The sequence below is a fragment of the Nonomuraea sp. NPDC004186 genome (assembly GCF_053603495.1).
Map to the genome: position 1 here is coordinate 200,606 of NZ_JBSGFQ010000007.1, position 21,593 is coordinate 222,198.

At 69.5% G+C, this 21,593-nt stretch carries 23 protein-coding genes; 10 read left to right on the forward strand and 13 right to left on the reverse strand.

The window, feature by feature from the left end:
• Positions 1–33: 33 nt before the first annotated feature.
• Positions 34–450 (reverse strand): VOC family protein, encoded by a 417-nt coding sequence (locus tag ACWEPL_RS08365; protein WP_452435578.1) that lies wholly within the window; start codon positions 448–450, stop codon positions 34–36.
• 99 nt (positions 451–549) lie between these two features.
• Positions 550–1,242 carry a C39 family peptidase gene (locus ACWEPL_RS08370; RefSeq protein ID WP_452435579.1) on the reverse strand — a complete coding sequence of 231 codons (693 nt, stop codon included), beginning with the start codon at positions 1,240–1,242 and terminating at the stop codon, positions 550–552.
• A gap of 379 nt (positions 1,243–1,621) precedes the next feature.
• On the opposite strand from ACWEPL_RS08370, the gene ACWEPL_RS08375 reads away from it, so the two are divergent.
• From ACWEPL_RS08375 to ACWEPL_RS08385, 3 genes are all read left to right on the forward strand, one after another.
• Positions 1,622–2,071, forward strand: a complete 450-nt coding sequence (locus ACWEPL_RS08375; protein WP_452435580.1) for a lamin tail domain-containing protein — start codon at positions 1,622–1,624, stop codon at positions 2,069–2,071.
• A 133-nt stretch (positions 2,072–2,204) separates the two neighbouring features.
• Positions 2,205–2,759 (forward strand): YceI family protein, encoded by a 555-nt coding sequence (locus tag ACWEPL_RS08380; RefSeq protein ID WP_452435581.1) that lies wholly within the window; start codon positions 2,205–2,207, stop codon positions 2,757–2,759.
• A gap of 397 nt (positions 2,760–3,156) precedes the next feature.
• Positions 3,157–4,470 carry a UDP-glucose dehydrogenase family protein gene (locus ACWEPL_RS08385; RefSeq protein WP_397371231.1) on the forward strand — a complete coding sequence of 438 codons (1,314 nt, stop codon included), beginning with the start codon at positions 3,157–3,159 and terminating at the stop codon, positions 4,468–4,470.
• A 118-nt stretch (positions 4,471–4,588) separates the two neighbouring features.
• Here ACWEPL_RS08385 and purE read toward each other — a convergent pair whose 3' ends face one another.
• Together purE and ACWEPL_RS08395 are read right to left on the reverse strand one after the other, a co-directional pair.
• A complete protein-coding gene (gene purE, locus ACWEPL_RS08390; RefSeq protein WP_363963099.1) occupies positions 4,589–5,071 on the reverse strand; it encodes a 5-(carboxyamino)imidazole ribonucleotide mutase in 483 nt (160 codons plus the stop codon).
• A 55-nt stretch (positions 5,072–5,126) separates the two neighbouring features.
• Positions 5,127–6,275, reverse strand: coding sequence for a 5-(carboxyamino)imidazole ribonucleotide synthase (locus ACWEPL_RS08395; RefSeq protein ID WP_452435582.1), 1,149 nt, complete (start codon positions 6,273–6,275; stop codon positions 5,127–5,129).
• A gap of 280 nt (positions 6,276–6,555) precedes the next feature.
• Here ACWEPL_RS08395 and ACWEPL_RS08400 point away from each other — a divergent pair, with 280 nt between their 5' ends.
• Positions 6,556–7,038: a GtrA family protein gene (locus ACWEPL_RS08400; RefSeq protein ID WP_350728338.1), complete on the forward strand. Its 483-nt coding sequence runs from the start codon at positions 6,556–6,558 to the stop codon at positions 7,036–7,038.
• On the opposite strand, the gene ACWEPL_RS08405 is transcribed toward ACWEPL_RS08400, so the two are convergent.
• Together ACWEPL_RS08405 and ACWEPL_RS08410 are read right to left on the reverse strand one after the other, a co-directional pair.
• Positions 7,022–8,302 carry an ATP-binding protein gene (locus tag ACWEPL_RS08405; protein ID WP_452435583.1) on the reverse strand — a complete coding sequence of 427 codons (1,281 nt, stop codon included), beginning with the start codon at positions 8,300–8,302 and terminating at the stop codon, positions 7,022–7,024. The two genes, ACWEPL_RS08400 and ACWEPL_RS08405, sit on opposite strands and share 17 nt — an antisense overlap.
• Positions 8,303–8,305: 3 nt before the next feature.
• Entirely contained in the window at positions 8,306–8,974 is a 669-nt protein-coding gene (locus tag ACWEPL_RS08410) for a response regulator transcription factor (protein ID WP_043620820.1), read from the reverse strand.
• Between the two features lie 203 nt (positions 8,975–9,177).
• Here ACWEPL_RS08410 and ACWEPL_RS08415 point away from each other — a divergent pair, with 203 nt between their 5' ends.
• The 3 genes from ACWEPL_RS08415 to ACWEPL_RS08425 all read left to right on the forward strand — a co-directional run bounded on the left by ACWEPL_RS08415 (position 9,178) and on the right by ACWEPL_RS08425 (position 12,428).
• Positions 9,178–11,445 carry a glycoside hydrolase family 95 protein gene (locus ACWEPL_RS08415; protein ID WP_452435584.1) on the forward strand — a complete coding sequence of 756 codons (2,268 nt, stop codon included), beginning with the start codon at positions 9,178–9,180 and terminating at the stop codon, positions 11,443–11,445.
• Between the two features lie 23 nt (positions 11,446–11,468).
• Positions 11,469–11,870 (forward strand): MerR family transcriptional regulator, encoded by a 402-nt coding sequence (locus tag ACWEPL_RS08420; protein WP_363962426.1) that lies wholly within the window; start codon positions 11,469–11,471, stop codon positions 11,868–11,870.
• An 81-nt stretch (positions 11,871–11,951) separates the two neighbouring features.
• Entirely contained in the window at positions 11,952–12,428 is a 477-nt protein-coding gene (locus tag ACWEPL_RS08425; protein WP_452435585.1) for an RICIN domain-containing protein, read from the forward strand.
• A gap of 76 nt (positions 12,429–12,504) precedes the next feature.
• Here ACWEPL_RS08425 and bfr read toward each other — a convergent pair whose 3' ends face one another.
• The 7 genes from bfr to ACWEPL_RS08460 all read right to left on the reverse strand — a co-directional run bounded on the left by bfr (position 12,505) and on the right by ACWEPL_RS08460 (position 17,367).
• The gene (gene bfr, locus ACWEPL_RS08430) at positions 12,505–12,990 is read right to left on the reverse strand and encodes a bacterioferritin (protein ID WP_452435586.1); all 486 of its coding nucleotides are present in this window, start codon (positions 12,988–12,990) and stop codon (positions 12,505–12,507) included.
• A 15-nt stretch (positions 12,991–13,005) separates the two neighbouring features.
• The gene (locus ACWEPL_RS08435; protein ID WP_138669932.1) at positions 13,006–13,182 is read right to left on the reverse strand and encodes a (2Fe-2S)-binding protein; all 177 of its coding nucleotides are present in this window, start codon (positions 13,180–13,182) and stop codon (positions 13,006–13,008) included.
• Between the two features lie 104 nt (positions 13,183–13,286).
• Positions 13,287–13,907 carry an MBL fold metallo-hydrolase gene (locus ACWEPL_RS08440; RefSeq protein WP_363962424.1) on the reverse strand — a complete coding sequence of 207 codons (621 nt, stop codon included), beginning with the start codon at positions 13,905–13,907 and terminating at the stop codon, positions 13,287–13,289.
• A complete protein-coding gene (locus tag ACWEPL_RS08445; RefSeq protein ID WP_350728332.1) occupies positions 13,908–14,993 on the reverse strand; it encodes an S-(hydroxymethyl)mycothiol dehydrogenase in 1,086 nt (361 codons plus the stop codon).
• A 15-nt stretch (positions 14,994–15,008) separates the two neighbouring features.
• Entirely contained in the window at positions 15,009–15,974 is a 966-nt protein-coding gene (locus ACWEPL_RS08450) for an adenylate cyclase regulatory domain-containing protein (protein ID WP_452435587.1), read from the reverse strand.
• A gap of 4 nt (positions 15,975–15,978) precedes the next feature.
• On the reverse strand, positions 15,979–16,491 hold the full coding sequence (locus ACWEPL_RS08455; RefSeq protein ID WP_397371223.1) for a PH domain-containing protein: 513 nt from the start codon (positions 16,489–16,491) through the stop codon (positions 15,979–15,981).
• Positions 16,492–16,545: 54 nt separating this feature from the next.
• Positions 16,546–17,367 (reverse strand): biotin--[acetyl-CoA-carboxylase] ligase, encoded by an 822-nt coding sequence (locus tag ACWEPL_RS08460; protein WP_452435588.1) that lies wholly within the window; start codon positions 17,365–17,367, stop codon positions 16,546–16,548.
• Positions 17,368–17,402: 35 nt separating this feature from the next.
• On the opposite strand from ACWEPL_RS08460, the gene ACWEPL_RS08465 reads away from it, so the two are divergent.
• The 3 genes from ACWEPL_RS08465 (at position 17,403) to ACWEPL_RS08475 (ending at position 21,587) form a co-directional block, all read left to right on the forward strand.
• Entirely contained in the window at positions 17,403–19,607 is a 2,205-nt protein-coding gene (locus tag ACWEPL_RS08465) for an FdhF/YdeP family oxidoreductase (protein ID WP_452435589.1), read from the forward strand.
• Positions 19,604–20,446 carry a formate dehydrogenase accessory sulfurtransferase FdhD gene (fdhD, locus tag ACWEPL_RS08470; RefSeq protein WP_452435590.1) on the forward strand — a complete coding sequence of 281 codons (843 nt, stop codon included), beginning with the start codon at positions 19,604–19,606 and terminating at the stop codon, positions 20,444–20,446. The genes ACWEPL_RS08465 and fdhD overlap by 4 nt, the downstream gene beginning before the upstream one ends.
• Before the next feature lie 61 nt (positions 20,447–20,507).
• The gene (locus ACWEPL_RS08475) at positions 20,508–21,587 is read left to right on the forward strand and encodes an epoxide hydrolase family protein (RefSeq protein ID WP_452435591.1); all 1,080 of its coding nucleotides are present in this window, start codon (positions 20,508–20,510) and stop codon (positions 21,585–21,587) included.
• The last annotated feature ends 6 nt before the right edge of the window (positions 21,588–21,593 follow it).

Here is a 21,593-nt window from a genome sequence, read left to right on the forward strand (position 1 = left end):
CAGTGCCGCTCGCTTCTTTACCGGAACCCCTGGTCACCCTGAGGCGTCGAGCGCGACCAGCTCGATCTCGAAGCCGTCCCCGTCCTCCAGATAGGCCGCGTAGTGCCGCTCCCCGCCCGCGTACGGGTGGCGATCGGGGAACATCAGCGTCCAGCCGTTCGCGAGCGCCCGCTCGGCCAGCGCGTCCACCTCGGCGCGGCTTCCCACGTGGAAGGCCAGATGATTCAGCCCGGGGCGGCAGCGGTCGTGCCGGTCGGCGCTGAGGGCGGGCGACTGCTCCAGCACCAGGTACGTGGCCCCCAGCCGCCAGCTGCGGCCGTGCTCCCAGTCCTGGTACAGGGTGTAGCCGAGCGTCTCCAGCAGCCACTGCCAGCTCGCGACGGCTCGCGGCAGGTCGGGCACCCAGATCTCGACGTGATGCAGCATCCCGGTCGCGGGGTCCCCGCTCATCCCGTACTCACCCCTTCCGCTCCCGGTCGTGGGCACCCGCTCATCCCGTAGGCACCCCTTCCGCTCCCGGCCTTGGGCGCACGGCCCGCCCGCGTCGCCTCAGAGCTTGGAGATGTAGTACATGTTGCCGCCCGGCTGGAGGATGCCGGCCAGGACGGAGGTCTTGATGGTGTGGGTGCCGCCGGTCGGCTTCCACGGGTCGTACACGGTGATGGTGCCCGCCGTCTTGTCGTAACCGTAGGCGATGATGGCGTGGCCGACCCTGGTGCCCTTGATCTTGCCCTTGTTCCAGGGCAGCTGCTCCATCCACACCGCGAGCACCGGCGCCCGGCGCAGGTCTCCGATGTTGCCGGAGACCCGGTTCATGAGCACGACCGCGTTGCCGTCCGCGTCGGTGGGGCTCGTGACCTTGTAGCCGCGCGACTTGAGGTAGGCGTTGACCACCGGCAGCGCGTTCACACCCTTGGTGCCCGCGGCGGCCGTGGTCTTCATCTTCTTGGCGAGAGTCGACTGGCTGACGTTGACGCCGAAGGTCGACAGGCTCATCGACGACGAGGCGGGGACGCAGAAGTAGTTGGTCTCCTGGCGCTGGCCCTTGAGGTTGAGCTGGTACTTCAGGGGTGTGAAGAGGCCTTTGGGCGTTGCGGCGACGGAGGACGAGGGGGACGGGGACGGGGTGGGAGTCGGGGTGCCGGGGGACGCGTAGGCCGGTGACGCGGTGGTGAAGCCCAGGACGGCCACGGTCACGGCTGCGGTGAGGGCGACGCCGGTCCCCGTTCTACGGTTCTTCACTTGATCACTCCACACATGCGCGGCTGACAGTAGTCAGGGACCGTAGTTGATCTGCCAAGAGTGTGCAAATGGTGGCGCATGGTGACATAGGGGCAGACGGGACATTCGCGACACGGCCGAATGCAGGGCGCCTTACGCGAGGCGGCCGGACGTGCCTTTCGGGCGACGGCCGGACGCGGAGCGCCCGTCGCAAGCCAGCCGGACGCGGAGCGCCTTACGCGAGACGGCTCGACGCGGAGTGCCTTTCGCAAGACGGAGCCGGACGCGGAGTGCCTTTCGCGAGATTGGCCGGATGCGGACGCCGTTGATCGCCAACCCGGCAATCACAGCAGCCGTCCCACTGATGTCACGTTCCATCTCTAGCCATATGGAGCCCGCAGTGCTCAAGCGCCTCCTCGCGGCGACCGGCGTCGCCGCCGTGGTCCTGCCGTCGGCCGGTACGCCCGCCCAGGCCGCGACCCCGGTCGTTCAGATCGTCAAGGTCTACTACGACTCGCCAGGGTCCGACCGGGGCGGCAACGTCTCGCTCAACGGCGAATACGCGGTGCTGCGCAACATGAGCAGGCGAAGCATCCAGCTCGAGAACTGGGTCCTGCGGGACGAGACCGGCTACAAATACCGATTCCCCAGCTTCACCCTCAAGCCCGGCAAGTCAGTGACCGTACGCTCGGGCCAGGGGACCGACACCTCGACCACCCTGTACTGGGGTCGCAAGTGGTACGTCTGGAACAACGACGGGGACACGGCCGGCCTCTACCGGAGCAGCGACCTCAAGAAGATCGACGGCTGCACCTGGGGACGCGGCGGCATCTCCACCACCTGCCCGTAGGTTTTCACCGCACCGACGAACACGCCCTCCGGTCGGAAGCGGCATCTCCACCACCCGCCAGCAGGTCTCACCACGGCGGCGGACACGCCCCTCGGTCGGAAGGCGGACGCGTGGTGCGAGTTAGCCTGACAAGGTGAGCATTACCGCTGGTAGCTACACATTCGGACCCGATTCCGGCCGGCTCCTCATCCACACGACCCGCACCGGACTTGGCGCCAAGGCCGGCCACGATCTCACCATCGAGGTCACGCGCTGGAGCGGCGACGCCACAATCGACACCGCCGCCCCGGCGAACTCCTCGGTGACCGTCGAGGTCGACCCGGGTTCGCTCGAAGTCCGGGCAGGGACCGGCGGCATCAAGCCGCTCACGGACTCCGACCGCGAGGAGATCGAGCGAACCATCCGGGAGAAGATCCTGCACACCGGCCGACATCCGGCGATCACCTTCCGATCGACGCGAGTCGACGGGACCGCGGAGTCGTTCCACATCGAGGGCGACCTCACCATCCTCGGGGTGACCCGGCTGGTGACCGTCCAGGGCATGGTCGCCGATGACCGCGTACGGGGCTCAGCGGCCATCGTGCAGTCCCGGTGGGGGATTCGACCGTATTCCGCGTTCTTCGGCGCGCTCAAGCTGAGCGATGAGGTCGAGGTGCGGTTCGACGTCGGCCTCGCGGCAAAGGACTGAGCTCGGACCGGTCCCATCTCCCGAGCTCACGAACAGGGCCTCGTGGTGGCCTCAGCGCCTCCTTGCCCCTGGCTGTGCTTCTCTCAATGGCTCGTGTGCTCAACGAGTCGGCGAAGCGGGGTTTGGCTGGGGGTTTGGGGGTCGCACCCCCAATGTCACTGCCCGAGCTCTCCGCGCGAAGCGCCCCACCGTGAGGACCGCGCCTTTGCCTCCGGCGCGAGGACCGCGCCGTTGGTCCCGGCCTGATCTTCTTGTCGGCGACGGCGTAGAGGGTGTCAGATATCCGGAGGTCCGACCTTCTTGTTACTAGTCGGTACGGTTTGCGAAGAGGTGCAGGTGGCACGTACGAGGTAGCTAGGGCCGGTAGCATGCCTGCGCGATCGAAAGGAGCTCACTCGTGCCATATCGCCTCACGGTGATCGGGACCGGATACCTGGGCATCACCCATGCGGCGTGCATGGCTGATCTCGGATTCGACGTCCTGGGCCTTGATATCGACGCCGACAAGATCCGCAGCCTCAACCAAGGGGAGCTCCCGATCCACGAGCCCGGGCTCGAGCCTGTGCTCCGCCGCGGGCTCGAATCCGGCCGCCTGCGCTTCACCACCTCGTACGAGGAAGCCGCCGCCTTCGGCGACGTGCATTTCGTCTGCGTAGGCACTCCCCAGAAACGCGGCGAATATGCCGCGGACGTCACGTACATGGACAACGCGATCGAGTCCCTTGCCCCGTTCCTCGACCGCCAGTGCCTGGTCGTGGGCAAGTCCACCGTGCCCGTCGGCACCGCCGAGCGGCTCGCGGACAAGCTCACCCGCCTCGCGCCCGCCGGCGGGCAGGCCGAGCTGGCCTGGAACCCCGAGTTCCTGCGGGAGGGGTTCGCGGTTCAGGACACCATGCACCCGGATCGCATCGTGGTCGGCGTTCGCACCGAGCGAGCGGAGAAGGTGCTGCGCGAGGTTTACGAGCCGCTGGGCGAGGTTCCGTTCGTGGTGACCGATTTCGCCACGTCCGAGCTGGTCAAGACGGCCGCGAACGCGTTCCTGGCCACCAAGATCTCGTTCATCAACGCGATGGCCGAGGTCTGCGAGGCCGCGCACGCCGACGTCAAGCAGCTGTCCGAGGCGCTGTCGTACGACGACCGGATCGGCGGACGTTACCTGAACGCGGGCCTCGGGTTCGGCGGCGGCTGCCTGCCCAAGGACATCAGGGCGTTCATGGCGCGGGCCGGGGAGCTGGGAGCGGACCAGGCGCTGACGTTCCTGCGCGAGGTGGACGCCATCAACCTGCGGCGGCGCGCCCGCATGGTCGATCTGGCCAGGGAGCTGGCCGGGGGCTCGTTCCACGGGTGCACCGTGGGCGTGCTGGGCGCCGCGTTCAAGCCGAACTCGGACGACATCCGCGATTCCCCCGCGCTGGACGTCGCCGTGACCATCGGCCACCAGGGCGGACAGGTCACCGTGTACGACCCGATCGCGCTCGACAACGCCCGTAAGGCTCACCCCGAGCTGAACTACGGCGAATCAGCCCTGGACGCGGTACGGGGAGCGCACGTGGTGCTGCTGCTCACCGAGTGGCAGGAGTTCGTGGAGCTCGACCCCGAGGAGCTGGGAGCCGTGGTGGCGACCCGGCGCATCGTGGACGGGCGTAATGCCCTGAATGCCGAGACGTGGCGGTCCGCCGGATGGCACTACCGCGCCCTCGGCCGCCCCTGACGGACCTATCCCCCGCCTACGACAGCCCCGGCCGCCGTAGGCGCACCCCCATCACGACCCTGGGCCACCGTAGGCGCACCCCCCATCACGACCCCCGGCAACCGTAGGCGCACCCCCGTCACAACCCGAGGTTCGCGGCCTCCGAGCGGAGCTTCTCGCCCTTGGCGTACGCCTGCTCCTTCAACCGCACCTGGAACTCCTCCATCCGCTCCCGCAGCCCGGGGTCGGACGCGGCGAGGATGCGTACGGCCAGCAGCCCCGCGTTGCGGGCCCCGCCGACCGCCACCGTCGCCACCGGCACCCCGGCGGGCATCTGGACGATCGACAGCAGCGAGTCCATCCCGTCGAGGTACTTCAGCGGCACCGGCACCCCGATCACCGGCAGCGGCGTGACGGAGGCCAGCATGCCGGGCAGGTGCGCGGCTCCCCCGGCCCCGGCGATGATCACCTGGAGGCCCCGGGAGGCGGCCTGGCGGCCGTAGTCGATCATCTCGGTCGGCATGCGGTGCGCCGAGACCACGTCCGCCTCGAAGGGCACGCCGAACTCGGCGACCGCCTCCGCGGCGGCCTTCATGACCGGCCAGTCGGAGTCGCTCCCCATCACAATCCCGATGCTCACGATGCCGCCTTCGTCGGCATCGGGATGCTTCGCTCTCTCATGTGTACTCCCCGGTGGTGAGGTAGACGGCGGCGTGGCGGGCGCGGGCGCGCACCTCGTCGAGGTTGGAGCCGAGCGCCGTCACGTGGCCGATCTTGCGGCCGGGGCGCACCTCTTTGCCGTAGAAGTGCAGCTTGATGCCCGGATCGTGGGCCAGCACGTGCTCGTAGCGCTTGAACAGGTCGGGCTCTTCGCCACCGAGCAGGTTGGCCATGACGACGACCTGGGCGGTCATCTTGGGCGAGCCGAGCGGCAGGTCCAGCACCGCCCTCAGATGCTGCTCGAACTGCGACGTCGTCGAGCCCTCGATGGTCCAGTGGCCGCTGTTGTGCGGGCGCATGGCCAGCTCGTTGACCACGAGCCCGTTCGGCGTGTCGAAGAGCTCGACCGCGAGCAGCCCGGTCACGCCGAGCTCGTGGGCGATCTTCAGACCGATGCGCTGCGCCTGCGCGGAGTATTCGGGGTCCAGCCCGGGAGCGGGCGCGATGACCTCCACGCAGATGCCGTCCTGCTGCACGGTCTCCACGACCGGGTAGCTGACGCCCTGCCCGTGCGGCGAGCGGGCGACCAGCACCGCCAGCTCCCGCTCGAACGGCACGAACGCCTCGGCGAGCAGCTCGACCCCGGCCGCGAACGCCTCCGCGACCTCCTCGGCCGACCGGCACACCCACACGCCGCGGCCGTCGTAGCCGCCGCGCACCGACTTCAGCACCATCGGCCAGCCGTGCTGCTCCGCGAAGCGCGTGGCCTCTTCGGGCGACGACACGCGCGCCCACGCCGGGCACGGCACGCCGATCGCGGTCAGCCGCTCGCGCATGACGGCCTTGTCCTGGGCGTGCACGAGGGCGTCGGCCCCGGGGTGCACGGAGTGGCCGGCCTCGGTCAGGGCTCGGATGTGCTCGGTGGGCACGTGTTCGTGGTCGAACGTGATCGCGTCGCAGCCCTTGGCGAACTCGCGCAGATCGTCCAGATCGCGGTAATCTCCGACGCGCGTGTCGACGATCACTCGTGCGGCGCTCTCCTCCGGAGAGTTGGCCAGCACCCGCAGCTCGACGCCGAGCGCGATGGCCGGCGGCTGCGACATCCTGGCCAGCTGGCCTGCGCCGACGATGCCGACGACCGGCCCGATGGGGCTGTAGGAACTCACGCCAGGTGAGCTTACCGGGACGGAACGACTTTCCCGGACTCCCCGGGCTGGGCGGCCGTTCCGGGTTGCCTTCGCAGGCACGACCGCCCAGCGTTCCGCTCCGCCCGCTTATGCCGGGTCGCGGGCGATGTGCAACGCAGCGTAATGCCCAACTGTCGTAAATGCCGGGCATAGGACGATATTTCTAAGTGGTAAGTTCACCAGCCTGACGTCGCCCCTACATGGCGGCCGGTACGCTGAGTTGGGTCAGGCTCGTCGAAGGAAGGGACCGAGCAGAGACGTGGACTTCGCCAAACGCCTCTACGAGCGGTTCTCCTCCCTTGTGTACGAACTGGCCAAGTTCGGCAGCATCGGCGCCGTCGCCTTCCTGATCGACACCGGCCTCCTCAACCTCTGCAACGTGGGCCTGGGCTGGGGCCCGCTGACGTCCAAGGTCGTGGCGACGACGATCTCCACGACCTTCGCCTACATCGGCAACCGCTTCTGGACCTTCCGGCACCGCGACCAGAGCGGGTTGAGGCGCGAATACTTCCTGTTCTTCCTGCTCAACGGCATCGCGCTGCTGTTCGGCATGCTGACGATCGGCTTCACCACCTACACGCTCGACCTGCACGACCCGCTCAGCTTCAACATCGCCAACATCGTGGGCGTGGGGCTCGGCACGCTGTTCCGCTACTGGTCGTACAAGAAGTGGGTGTTCCTGGAGGCCACCGAGCCCATCCCGATGGAGCTGCCCGAGACCGGGGTCAAGCAGGACCGCTGACCACGCGGGTCCTCGCGCCGTCGTCCTCGGCCGGGCGCAGGAAGATGGCGAACGTCGCCGGGCGGCGCCGTACCAGCTCCAGCCTGCCGCCGTCGGCCGCGGCCAGCGCGCGGGCGAGCGTCAGCCCGAGACCGGTGCCTCCGCCGCCGCTGACGTTCCGCTCGAAGATCTTGGGGGCGATCTCGTCGGCGATGCCCGGGCCCTCGTCCGCGACCTCGATCACCACGTAGTTGTCGCCGCTGGTCGACGTGACGGTGACGTCGCCGCCGCCGTGGCGCAGGGAGTTCTCCAGCAGCGACGCGATCACCTGGCCGAAGCCGCCGGTGGTGGCCATCGCCTTCAGGCCGCGGGCGCCTTCGAGCCGCAGGATACGCCCCGCCTCCCGGAACACCGGCTCCCACTCCCTGATCTGCTGGATGATCACGTCGTCGATGGCGACCGGCTCGGCCTGGGCGTGGCGCTGGCGCCGCGCCGCCGCCAGCAGCTCGTCGATCACGGCGGTGAGCCGCTCCGCCTGCACGATCGCCGCCTCCCCCTCCTCCCGTACGACCTCCGGCTCGTCCGCCGCCGACACGATCTCCTCCAGGCGCATGGTGAGACCGGTCAAGGGGGTCCGGAGCTGGTGGGAGGCGTCGGTGGCGAACTCGCGCTCGCGGGTGAGCAGGTCGGAGATGCGGGTCGCGCTGCGGTCGAGCACTTGGGCCACCCGGTCGAGTTCGGGAATGCCGTAGCGGTGTTTGCTCGGCCGGGCGTCTCCGGAGCCCAGCCGCTCGGCGATCTTCGCCAGGTCCTGCAAGGGCAGCGTCAGCCGCCGGGACTGTACGACGGCCAGACTCACGGCCACCGCCAGGGCGGCGACGGCCAGGGCCACGATGAGCAGGAGCCGGGCCCGTACGTCCTGTTCAACCTGGTCGCGATCGCGACTTATGCGGACATAGACGCCGGTGTTGGTCTGCGCGTCCTCGGTCATCAGGTGACCGGACGGCGGTGCGGTGCCGACCACGGTCACCCGCAAGGGGGTTCCGCGTTCCCAGATCTGGATGTACCTGCCGGGATACTTCTGCTCCAGTTGCTGGGGGTCGAGCGGCGTCTCCTGGACACGGGCGTACTCGACCTCTCCCACGAGGCGCTTGGCCTCCGCCCCGAGCTCCTGAGCCGCCTCGTCGACGATCAGCCGGCTGACGACGACACCCAGGGGGACCCCCAGCAGCAGAACCGCGATGACCGCGACGACCAGGGTTGAGGAGAGCAGTCGGCGGCGCATCTCCTACTCGCGTTCGAACCGGAAGCCGACTCCCCGGACGGTCGTGATGTAACGCGGTTTCGCGGCGTCGTCGCCGAGTTTGCGGCGTAGCCAGGAGATGTGCATGTCGAGGGTCTTGGTCGAACCCCACCAGTTCGTGTCCCAGACCTCGCGCATGATCTGCTCCCTCGTGACCACCTTTCCGGCGTCGCGGACGAGCACACGCAGCAGGTCGAATTCCTTCGTTGTCAGATGCAGCTCCTTTTCCCCCATCCACGCGCGGCGGGAGTCGGCGTCTATACGCACGCCCTGGACGACCGGAGTCTCGGAGGTGCCGCGCCGGAGCAGCGCCCGTACCCGGGCGAGCAGCTCGGCCAGCCTGAACGGCTTCGTCACGTAGTCGTCCGCGCCGGCGTCGAGGCCGACGACGGTGTCCACCTCGTCGACGCGAGCGGTGAGAATCAGGACCGGAGTGCCGTGGCCCTCGGCCCGGATGCGACGAGCCACCTCCAAACCGTCCATTTCGGGCAGTCCAAGGTCAAGAACGATGAGATCGATGCCGCCCGACAGAGCCCTTTCCAGGGCTTGCGGGCCGTCGGGGCTCACCTCGACCTGATAGCCCTCACGGCGCAATGCACGCGCGAGCGGCTCGGAGATCGAGGTGTCATCCTCGGCGAGAAGTACGCAGGTCATGAAGCGATCGTAGGACCTTAAGCGATCGTTTCCCGGGCACAGCGCGCGGTTTGACTCGCAGTTGACCTATCCATTGACCTGGGCAAACGCGGCTAAATATCGGTTAGTCGGGATTAAATTACCGCGATTACCGAGAAACGAAAGCAATGGAGTCCCCGGCCCTCTGCCGTCCGGAAGAAATAATGTTGTTAACGTTGTCCCCCGTGACTGATCTGACCCTCTGGTACGACCGGCCGGCCACCGACTGGGAGACGCAGGCGTTACCCATCGGGAACGGCGCGCTCGGGGCGATGGTGTTCGGCGGGACGGACACCGAGCGGCTCCAGTTCAACGAGAAGAGCCTGTGGACGGGCGGCCCGGGATCGCGGGAGGGATACGACTTCGGCGACTGGACCGCTCCCCGGCCGGACGCGCTCGCCGAGGTCCAGGAGGCGCTGGATCGCGACGGGCGGATGGCGCCGGAGGAGGTGGCGGCCGCGCTGGGGCAGCCGAAGTCGGGGTTCGGCGCGTACCAGCCGTTCGGTGACCTCTGGCTGGACCTGGCCGGGCAGCCGGGCTCCCCCGCCGGCTACCGCCGGGAGCTGAGCCTGAGCGAGGCCGTGGCCAGGGTGACGTACACGGCGGACGGGGTGCGGCACTCGCGCGAGTACTTCGCCAGTCACCCCGGAAACGTCATCGCCGGGCGGGTCGCGGCCGATCGGGCGGGCCAGGTGTCGTTCACGCTCCGGGTGTCCTCGCCGCACGAGGACGGGCGGGTCAGCGTCTCGGACGGGCGGCTGACGATCCGCGGGCGGCTCGCGGACAACGAGATGGCGTTCGAGGCCCAGGTGCGGGTGGTCGCGGAGGGCGGCACCCGTACGGACGGGGTCGACCGGATCACGGTCACCGGGGCCGACAGCGCCGTGTTCGTGCTGTCCGCCGGCACCGACTACGCCCCCGCCCATCCGGACTACCGCGGCGAGGATCCACACGCCGCCGTCACCGCCGCCGTGGACCAGGCGGTGGCCCAGGGGTACGAGGCCCTGCGCCGCGCCCACCAGGCCGACCACGGGGAGCTGTTCGACCGCGTGCGGCTGGACGTCGGCCAGCGGACGCCGCCGATCCCCACGGACCGGCTCCGGGCCGCCTACACCGGGGGCGCCTCCGCCGACGACCGCGCGCTCGAAGCCCTCTTCTTCTCCTACGGCCGCTATCTGCTGATCGCCTCCTCACGGGCCGGATCGCTGCCCGCGAACCTGCAGGGCGTCTGGAACGACTCCACCACCCCGCCCTGGGCCGGCGACTACCACGTCAACATCAACCTGCAGATGAACTACTGGCTCGCCGACCAGACGAACCTGGCCGAGACGGCGCAGCCGTACGTCGACTATGTCGCGGGGCTGGTGAAGCCGGGTGAGATCACGGCGCGGGAGATGTTCGGGGCGCGCGGGTGGCTGGTGCACAACGAGACGAACCCGTTCGGCTTCACCGGCGTGCACGACTGGGCCACGTCATTCTGGTTCCCGGAGGCCGGGGCCTGGCTCACGCAGCAGCTCTACGACCGCTACCGCTTCAGCCGAGACGCGGGCTATCTCCGCGAGACCGCCTATCCGGTGATGAAGGGGGCGGCCGAGTTCTGGCTGGACACCCTGCGTACCGACCCCCGTGACGGGACGCTGGTCGTCTCGCCCGGTTACTCCCCCGAGCACGGGGACTTCTCGGCCGGGGCGTCGATGTCCCAGCAGATCGTCCGGGACCTGTTCACGAACGTGGCGGAGGCCGCGGACCTTCTGGGCGACGCCGAGTTCGGCGGGAGGGTACGCGACGCGCTGGCGAAGCTGGACCCGGGGCTGCGGATCGGGTCCTGGGGGCAGCTCCAGGAGTGGAAGGCCGACCGGGACGACCCGGAGAACACGCATCGGCACGTGTCCCACCTTTTCGGCCTGCATCCCGGCCGGCAGATCGCCGCGGGCAGCCGCGAGGGCGAGGCGGCCAAGGTGTCGCTGACCGCTCGCGGGGACGGCGGTACCGGGTGGAGCAAGGCGTGGAAGATCAACTTCTGGGCGCGGCTGCTCGACGGGGACCACGCGCACCGGATGCTGAGCGAGCAGCTGAGGACGTCCACGCTGGACAACCTGTGGGACACGCACCCGCCGTTCCAGATCGACGGAAATTTCGGGGCCTCCGCCGGTATGGCGGAAATGCTGGTGCAGAGCCATCACGGCGAGATCCACGTACTGCCCGCTCTGCCCTCCGCCTGGCCCACGGGGTCGGTGCGCGGGCTGCGCGCCCGGGGCGACGTGACGGTGGACGTCTCCTGGCGGGACGGCGCCGCCGAGCGGATCACGCTGCACGTGGGGCGCTCGGGCCCGATCACGGTACGGACGGACCTGGCCGGACGCTGCCAGGTGCCCGGCGACGCGCGGCGCTCCGGGGACACGCTGAGCTGGGACGCCCAGGCCGGGACGGCCTACACCATCCTGGGGGGCTAGGGCCGGCTCGTATCCTGGGCGGCATGTCATCGGAGATCAGCATCGGCCGGCTCGCCGAACTCACCGGGCTGAGCGTGCACACGCTGCGCTTCTACGAGCGTGAGGGCCTCCTGCTCAACCCCGTGCGCCGCGGGCCGGGCGGGCGGCGGATCTACAGCGACGCGGACGCGCACTGGCTGACCACGTGCATCATCCTGCGCGCCTCGGGGATGCCGTTGCCCGCCATCCGGGAGTACACCGACCTCGTCAGGAACGGGACCGGGAACGAGGCGGAGCGCCTCACCATCATGCTGGAGCACCGGGAGCGCGTGCTGCGCCAGATGAGCGATCTCAACCGCTGCCTGGACCTCATCACCTACAAGGTCGGCGTGTACGAGGACGTCATCTCCGAGACCACCGTCGCCGACTGCTCACCCCAGGGCTGACCCCATAAGGGATCCGATCACAACAAAACGGGAATCGCGCGCGTCTCAGTGATCAATACCTCAACGGAAAGGGTCACTGACGTGGACGCCACCCCCACCAGATTGCTCGCCGTCGCCGCCACCGCCGCCCTGGCGCTGTCCCTGGCCGCCGCTCCCGCCTCGGCGGGGGCCAGCGGGCGGCTGATGAACGGCGCCACCGACCTCTGCCTGGCCGTGGGCAAGAGCGAGGTCAAGGCCGGCAAGAAGGTCATCCAGTGGACCTGCTCCGACAACAAGGACCAGCAGTGGATCTACAAGGGGCGCAAGCTCGTCAACGCCAAGACCGGCATGTGCCTGGCGATCGCGCGCGGCTCCCAGGTCAAGGGCAAGTACGCGATCCAGTGGCCGTGCACGGACGGCGGGATCGAGCAGGAGTGGATCTACGACGACATGCAGCGCCTGCGCAACCGGGCCAGCGGCCTGTGCCTGGCGGTCGGCAAGGGCGAGCGCAAGAAGGGTAAGTGGATCATCCAGTGGACGTGCAGGGACACGGGAGAGCAGGCGTGGCTCTGGAGGTAAAGGGAAAGCGCCCCGTCGGGGACGGGGCGCCTTCGGTGCCACAGAGCCACTCAATAGGGCCGCTCAGTAGGGCCGCTCAGTCGTCGGACGAGGGCGGTTCGGCGTAGCGGACCAGGTAGAGCTGCTCGCCCAGGCTGCGGATGAGGCTGAGCTCCGTCTCCAGATAGTCGATGTGCTCCTCCTCGTCCTCCAGGATCTCCTCGAAGATCCGGGCCGAGGTGACGTCGCCCTTCTCGCGCATGAGCGTGATCGCCGGGCGCAGGCGCTGCACGACTGAGAGCTCGACCTCGAGGTCCGCCCTGAGCTGCTCCTCCACGGTCTGGCCGATGTGCAGGGTGCCCAGGCGTTGATAGTTGGGCAGGCCCTCCAGGAAGAGGATGCGATCGGTCAGACGCTCCGCGTGGCGCATCTCGTCGATCGACTCCGCACGGGTGTGCTCGGCGAGTTTCGTGTAGCCCCAGTTCTCCTGCATCTTGGCGTGCAGGAAATACTGGTTGATGGCGGTGAGCTCGGCGGTCAGCTGCTCGTTGAGCAGCTCGATGATCTGCTTGTCGCCCTGCATGAAACGGGCCCCTCGCTATGCGGTCGTCAGTTCTTCAGACCGTTTCAGGATTGCACAGATCTTCCGTACACATCGGGCACAGTCACCACCGGCACCAGTGGTGTCGCGAATCTGCTTCGCGCTCTTGGCCCCGGAGGCGATGCAGTCGTGCACCTCGTTTTCGGTCACAGCACGACAAATGCACACGTACATCCGGGGACAGGCCTCTCAAGCGAAGTGGGGGCACCTTTAGGTAAGGCACACCTAAGCTACCTCACTTCGGTAAGGCTTGCCTATGTTAGGTCGGCCACATCACGCTATCCACCTCGGGTGATCCATTCCTCCAGGTGGGGCGCCTCCGCGCCGATCGTGGTCGAGTCGCCGTGTCCCGTGTGCACGACGGTCTCCGGCGGCAGGGTCAGCAGCCGCTCCCTGATCGAGTCGATGATCGTGTCGAACGAGCTGTAGGACCGGCCGGTCGCCCCCGGACCGCCCTTGAAGAGCGTGTCGCCGCTGAACAGGGCGCCGAGGTCAGGGGCGTACAGGCAGACCGCGCCGGGCGCGTGGCCGGGGGTGTGGACGACCTCCAGCGCGATGCCGCCGACCTCGATCTTCTCGCCGTCGGCCAGCGGCTCGTACGACGCTGTGGCCCCGTACTGCTGCTCCCACAGCACCTGGTCGGCGGGGTGCAGCCGGATGGGCGCCCCGGTGCGGTCGGCGAGGGGCTTGGCGGCGTTGATGTGGTCGTTGTGCGCGTGCGTGCAGACGATGGCCTTGACCGTGCGCCCGCCCACCCGCTCGGCGATCGTCGCGGCGTCGTGGGCGGCGTCGATGACGACGACCTCGCGGGCGTCGCCGACCAGCCAGACGTTGTTGTCGACGTCCCAGGTGCCGCCGTCCAGCGAGAACGTGCCCGAGGTGATGACCCTGTCGATCATCTAGAACGTCACCACCGAACGCAGCACCTCGCCGCGGTGCATCTTCGCGAACGCCTCCTCGACCTGCCCGATCCCGATCGTCTCCGAGACGAACTTGTCGAGCGGCAGCCGGTTCTGCAGGAACAGGTCGATGAGCATCGGGAAGTCGCGCGAGGGCAGGCAGTCGCCGTACCAGGAGGACTTCAGCGCGCCGCCGCGCCCGAAGACGTCGAGGAACGGCAGCTCCAGCGTCATGTCCGGCGTGGGGACGCCGACCAGCACGACCGTGCCGGCCAGGTCGCGGGCGTAGAAGGCCTGCTTGTACGTCTCGGGGCGGCCCACCGCCTCGATGACCACGTCGGCGCCGAAGCCGCCGGTCAGGTCGCGGATCGCCTCGACCGGGTCGCTCTCGCGGGAGTTGACGGTGTGGGTGGCGCCGAAGTCGCGCGCCCAGCCCAGCTTGCGGTCGTCCACGTCGACGGCGATGACCTTCGCGGCGCCGGCCAGCGAGGCGCCCAGGATCGCGGCGTCGCCGACGCCGCCGCAGCCGATGACGGCGACCGAGTCGCCGCGCGCCACGCCGCCGGTGTTGATCGCGGCGCCGATGCCCGCCATGACGCCGCAGCCCAGCAGGCCCGCGACCTGCGCGGGCGCCTCGGCGGAGACCTTGGTGCACTGGCCCGCGGCGACCAGCGTCTTCTCCAGGAACGCGCCGATGCCCAGCGCCGGCGACAGCACCGTGCCGTCCTTGAGCGTCATCTTCTGCGTGGCGTTGTGGGTGGCGAAGCAGTACCACGGGCGGCCGCGCAGGCACGCGCGGCACTGGCCGCACACCGCGCGCCAGTTGAGGATCACGAAGTCGCCGGGCTCGACCTCGGTGACACCCGGGCCGACCGCCTCGACGACGCCCGCGGCCTCGTGGCCGAGCAGGAACGGGAAGTCGTCGTTGATCCCGCCCTCGCGATAGTGCAGGTCGGTGTGACAGACCCCGCAGGCCTGCACGTTGACGACCGCCTCGCCGGGACCTGGGTCCGGCACCACGACCGTCTCGAGCGAAACTTCCTGACCCTTGGCCCGGGCGACGACGCCCTGCACTTCGTACGGCATGCCAGCCATCTTGTGTCAGGAGGATGATCTCCGCAAGACATAGGGCTGGACCACGCCGAGCCCTCTCGCGGGCCGGCGCCTGATCTTGCGCAGATCGAACCCCTCCAGCCCTTCGGCCAGCGCGGAATCGACCAGGATCGTGCCCGGCCGGGCGATCGCGGTGAGCCGGGCGGCCAGGTTAACGGTGGTGCCGAAGACGTCGCCCATGGTGGGCAGGACCGGCCCGTACGCCAGGCCGACGCGCAGCTCGACACCCGACTCGACCAGGTCGAGCGCGATCCCCGCGGCCTGGGCCGGGCTCGGGGCGGTGAACAGCACCTCGTCGCCCAGCGTCTTGACCAGCCGCGCGCCGTGGGAGGCCACCACGTCGGAGGCCCGCGCCTCGAACCCCTCGACCAGCTCGGCCAGCTCCTTCTCGTCGAGCTCGCGGCTGCGCCTGGTGAACGAGACCAGGTCCGCGAACCCCACCGCCATCGCCACCCGGGTCGGCACCAGCTCGTCGCTGCCGTCGGCGATGGCCAGCAGCCGGGTGCCGGCGGCGGCGAGCTGGGCCCGCCAGACGTGGACCAGCACCTGCTCGAAGTCGGGCATCAGCTCCTGCGCCGCCCCGAGCACCTTGGCCAGGTCGTCCTCCGAGGGCTCCGGTGGCAGCATCGCGCCGATCATGATCTCGGCCTGCCACTGCGCCAGCCTGGCCGTGGTCTGGCCGAGCGCGCGGGCCATGCGGATGACGGTCTGCTCGTCGAGCAGGCCGCCGTCGAGCATCCGGCGCACCCGGCGCAGCGCCGCCGCGTCGGCGTCGGTGAACGCCACGGCGCCGTCGGCCCGCTGCGCGAACCCGAGCGCCCGCCAGATGCGCTCGGCCAGCTCCTGCGACACCCCGGCCTTGGCCGTGACCTGCTCTTTCGTGAAGCGGGCCGGCGAGCCGACGAGCAGGCGTTCGATCTCTTCGGCAGTGGGCCGGCTGGGGGGACGGCTCACGCGTTCACTGGCCGTCGATCTCGCCGTCGGAGGCGTCCTCGACGAGCCTGAACAGGTCGGTGCGGACGTCCTGGATCTTGGGGATGTCACGCAGCACGATCTCGCCCCGGTCCCCCGCGGACTCGACGGTCAGCGTGCCGCAGCCGAGCAGGCGCTCGAAGAACGTCTGGTCGGAGCTGACCGTGTTGACCTTGGTGATCGGGATCTCGTCGGTCGACTTGTTGAGCACGCCGGTGCTGATCGTGAAGCGGTGGGTGGTGAGCACGTAGCCGGTGTTGACCCACCGCAGGTAGGGGACGAGCGACCAGATCGTCAGCAGGATGAGGCCGATGACGACGACGGCGATCCTGGCGTAGAACGCGTACTCCCAGCCGCCGGGGATTAAGAACATCGCCGCGCCCGCGGCCGCGACGACGAGAACCAGCGCGAGGAAGGGGAGCACGAGTCGCTTCCAATGGGGATGGAAGGACCGGATGCGCCGCTCACCCTGCGTCAGATGATGGTCGGGAAGGGTCATGGCCAAATCGTGCCACCATCGCCGCCGCGGCGGCTACGCTCCCGGCGGATCAGGTCAGTCGGCCGGGCGGACGTGCACCACGTCGCCCGCGCTCAGCGTGTAGCGCTCCCCCTCCGACTCCACCTGCAGGTGCCCGAACTGGTCGACCCCCGTGGCCGTCCCGGTGACCGCCTGCCGGCCCGGCAGCTCCACCCTGACCCGCCGCCCGACCGTGGCGCTGGCCGCCAGGTACGCCGGGCGCAGCCCGCACGCCTCGGCGTCGCCCTTCGCGTCGGTCCACTCCCTGTAGTGGCTCTCGACCTCCCGGAGCACGACCCTGAGCAGCGGGTCGCGGTCGAGGCAGGCCGCCTCCTCGATGCCCAGCGACGTGGCCGTCTCGACGGGCAGCTCCTCCGGCCTGAGCGACACGTTCAGGCCCATGCCGATGACGACGCCGCTCTCCGCCCGCTCGGCCAGGATCCCGGCCAGCTTGCGCTCGCCGATCAGCAGGTCGTTGGGCCATTTGACGCGTACGTCCACCTCGGCCAGGCGGCGCAGGGCGGAGGCGGCGGCGACGCCGTACAGGAGCGTCAGCCAGCCCTGCGCGGTGGCCGGCACGTCCGGTTTGAGGAGGATCGAGAAGGTCAGGCCCGAGCGCGGCGGCGCCGTCCAGGTGCGGCCCAGCCGGCCGCGGCCCGCCAGCTGCGACTCCGCCACCAGCACCGTCCCCTCCGGGGCTCCGGCGTGGGCGGCCTCGGCGAGGTCGGCGTTGGTGGAGCCGGTGCTCTCCACGACGGTGATGCCGGTCCACAGGGAGCCGGGGCGGACCAGCGCGCGGTTGAGCGCCGCCTCGGAGAGAGGCGGGCGGTCGAGGTCGGAGTAACGCGAGTCGGGCATCCCTCTATCTTTGCAGCCAGGAGGAAGATGGAGAGATGAGCAAGCTCCTGGATCCGCGTAACTGGGCCTCTTGGCGACCGTTCGGCATCGGGCTGCGCAAGCCGAACAACTACCTGGAGCTGTGGAAGGCGTTCAGGTCGGTCAAGGGCAACCGGGGTTACGCGTGGCGGATACTCAACCAGGGCACGTGTGACGGGTGCGCGCTGGGCACCCAAGGCATGAGGGATTGGACGATGGACGAGATCCATCTGTGCAACATCAGGCTGCGGCTGCTGCCGCTGAACACGATGCCCGCCCTGGACACCACACTTTTGCGGGATATTTCTGGACTCGTCGGCAAGAAGAGCGCCGAGCTCCGCGAGCTGGGGCGGCTGCCGTACCCCATGCTGCGCCGCGCGGGCGATCCCGGATTCACCCGGATCTCCTGGGACGAGGCACTGCGCGTGGCCGCGGATGGCCTGCGGGACGCGCGCTTCGGGGCCTACCTGACCAGCCGCGGCGTGCCGAACGAGAACTACTACGCGGCCCAGAAGGCCGTACGCGCGCTCGGCACCAACAGCGTCGACAACGCCGCCAGGATCTGCCACTCGCCCTCCACGGTCGCGCTCAAGCAGACCATCGGCGCGGCGGCCACGACCTGCTCGTACACCGACTGGATCGGCTCCGACCTGATCGTCTTCATCGGCTCCAACCCGTCGAACAACCAGCCGGTCGCGATGAAATACCTCTACCACGCCAAGAAGGCCGGCACCCGGATCGCGATGGTCAACGCCTATCGCGAGCCCGGCATGGACAAGTACTGGGTGCCGTCGAACGCCGAGTCCGCCGTGTTCGGCACGAAGATCACCGACGAGTTCTTCGGCGTGAACGTGGGCGGCGACATCGGCTTCCTCAACGGCGTGCTCAAGCACCTGATCGAGAACGACTGGGTGGACAAGGAGTTCGTCGACCAGCGGACCACGGGCTTCGAGGAGCTGCGCCGGGAGCTCGCGGGGCAGACGTGGGAGGAGCTGGAGGCGCTGTCCGGGGCCTCCCGCGACGACATGCTCCACCTGGCCACGCTGCTGGGCGAGGCCCGGTCGGCGGTGCTGGTGTGGTCGATGGGCATCACGCAGCACAGCTACGGCGAGGACAACGTCCGCTCGATCGTGAACCTGGCGCTGGCCAGGGGCTTCGTCGGGCGCGACAAGTGCGGGCTGATGCCGATCCGGGGCCACAGCGGCGTGCAGGGCGGGGCCGAGATGGGCGCGTACGCGACCGGCCTGCCCGGCGGGCTGCCGATCACGCCAGAGAATGCCGCGAAATTTACGGAGATGTGGGGGTTCGAGGTCCCGACCACGCCCGGTCTGACCGCGACCGACATGATCGACGCGGCCCACCGCGGCGAGCTCGACGCGCTGGTGTCGAGCGGCGGCAACTTCCTGGAGGTCCTGCCCGACCCGGCCTACTGCCGCGAGGCCCTGTCGCGGCTGCGACTGCGGGTGCACATCGACATCGTGCTGTCGTCGCAGATGCTGGTCCCGGGCGAGGGCGACGTGCTGCTGCTGCCCGCGCAGACCCGCTACGAGATGGTCGGTGGCGTGACCGAGACCTCCACCGAGCGCCGGATCATCTTCTCCCCCGAGGTCGAGGGGCCGCGCATCGGCGAGGCGTGGCCGGAGTGGAAGATCTTCACGGAGCTGGCCGCCCGCACAAACCCCGAAATTTCGTCAAAAATCGCCTTCACTGGCACTCCGCAGATCCGGGCCGAGATCGAGCGCGCCGTCCCCTTCTACCGAGGCATCGCCGACCTGCGGAAGTTCGGCGACAACGTCCAGTACGGCGGCCGCCACCTGTTCGCCGACGGCCGCTTCCAGACCCCCGACGGGCTGGGCCGCTTCAGCAATGTCCGGCCTCCGGCGCTGAAGCGCCCCGACGGCGCCTTCATGGTGGCCACCAGGCGCGGCAAGCAGTTCAACAGCATGGTCCACGAGCGCCGCGACGGCTTCAACGGCGCGATGCGCGAGGCCGTGCTGATGAGCGAGTACGACGCCGACCGCCTGGGCCTGCCCGACGGCGCCCCGGTCGAGCTGCGCTCCGGCGAGCGCACCTACCGCGGCAAGATCCTGCGGGCCCCGCTCATGCCGGGCAACCTGCAGATCCACTGGCCGGAGGGCAACGTCCTGCTGGACGAGTCCCGCCGCTCCCCGGACGCGCGGATCCCCGACTACAACGCCCTCGTCACCGTGCGGCCGCTGTGACCACGCGTCCCGGGCCCACCACGCGCATCAGGATCATGGAGCTGTCCGGCTCCGCCACCAGGGAGCGGCGCGACTACCTGGCCACCGAGGAGCCGCTGGAGATCCGGCTCACCGCGCCCGACGGCACGCGCAAGACCATGGCCATCACCATGCGCACCCCCGGGCACGACTTCGAGCTGGCCGCCGGGTTCCTCCACGGCGAGGGCCTGGCCGGTCCCGGCGACATCGCCGCCATCGCGTACTGCACCGACGAGGACCTCCCGCCCGAGGCCCGCTACAACACGGTGACCGTACGCCTGCGCGGCCCCATCCCCGACCTGCCCGCGCTGGACCGCCACTTCCTCACCTCCAGCGCGTGCGGCGTCTGCGGCTCGGCCAGCCTGGAGGCGCTGCACGACCGCTGCAAGCCGGTCCCCAGGGGCCGGCTCGACCTCACCCCCGAGCTCCTGTACGGGCTGCCGGACGCGTTGCGCGCCGCCCAGGGCGGGTTCGGCAAGACCGGCAGCCTGCACGCGGCCGGGCTGTTCTCGGCCACGGGCACGCTGGTGGCGGTGCGGGAGGACGTGGGCCGCCACAACGCGGTGGACAAGCTGGTCGGCTGGGCGGGGCTGAACGAGCGGCTGCCGCTGGCCGAGCACGTGCTCATGGTCAGCGGGCGGACCAGCTACGAGATCATGCAGAAGGCCCTGGCCGCCGGGATCCCGGCGGTGTGCGCGGTCTCGGCGCCGTCGTCGCTCGCGGTGGAGCTGGCCAGGGAGTTCGGCATCACGCTCGTGGGGTTCCTGCGCGGAGAGCGCTGCAACGTCTACGCGGGATCGGAGCGGATTCTAGTGGAATGAATCATTCCGTTCTGCTATTCTGGAACAGAACAAACCGTTCCGCACTTTCCGGGAGCCTTCCATGAGCATCAGCCCCTTCCGCGTCGAGATCTCCCAGGCCGACCTCGACGACCTCCAGGCCCGCCTCGCCCTGACCCGCTTCACCCACGAGATCCCCGGCGTCGACCAGGGCGTCAGCGTCGAGCGGGTCAAGCGCCTGGTCGGCTACTGGCGGGACGGCTTCGACTGGCGCGCGCAGGAGGCCAGGCTCAACGCCCACCCGCAGTTCACCACTGAGATCGACGGCCAGAACATCCACTTCATCCACGTACGCAACGACAACCCCGACGCCCTGGCGCTGATCCTCACCCACGGCTGGCCCGGCTCGGTCGCCGAGTACCTCGACGCCATCGAGCCCCTGTCGCGCCACTTCCACCTGGTCATCCCGTCGGTCCCCGGCTACGGCTTCTCCGGCCCCACCGTCGAGCTGGGCTGGAACAACCAGCGCATCGCCAGGGCGTGGGCCGAGCTGATGGCCCGCCTCGGCTACACCCGCTACGGCGCGGTCGGCAACGACGGCGGCTCGATGATCTCGCCCGAGCTCGGCAGGATCGACCCCGACCACGTCGTGGGCGTGCACGTCACGCAGCTGTTCTCCTTCCCCTCCGGCGACCCGGCCGAGTTCGCCGGGCTGAGCGAGGAGGACCAGGCCGGGCTGGCCGTGCTCGACTGGTTCTGGAAGGAGAAGGGCGCCTTCAACGTGCTGCACTCGCAGCAGCCGCAGACCCTCGCCCACGCCCTCGCCGACTCCCCCGCCGGGCTCCTGGGCTGGCTCGTCCAGCTCTTCGACGAGGACCTGGACGACGACTTCGTGCTCACCAGCGCCGCGATCTACTGGTTCACCGGGACCGCCGGCTCGGCCATCCGGCAGTACTGGGAGAACGCCCGCGCGGAGCAGCCCAAGGAGCCCACCACCGTGCCGACCGCGCTGGCGATGGCCGAGGGCGACTTCACGTCGATCCGCCGCTTCGCCGAGCGCGACCACGCCAACATCGTCTCCTGGAAGACGCTGCCGGCCCCGGCGCACGGCCACTACACCGCGCACACCGCGACGGAGGCCCTCACCTCCGACGTCATCGCCTTCTTCGAGGGCCTCCGCTAGACGGCC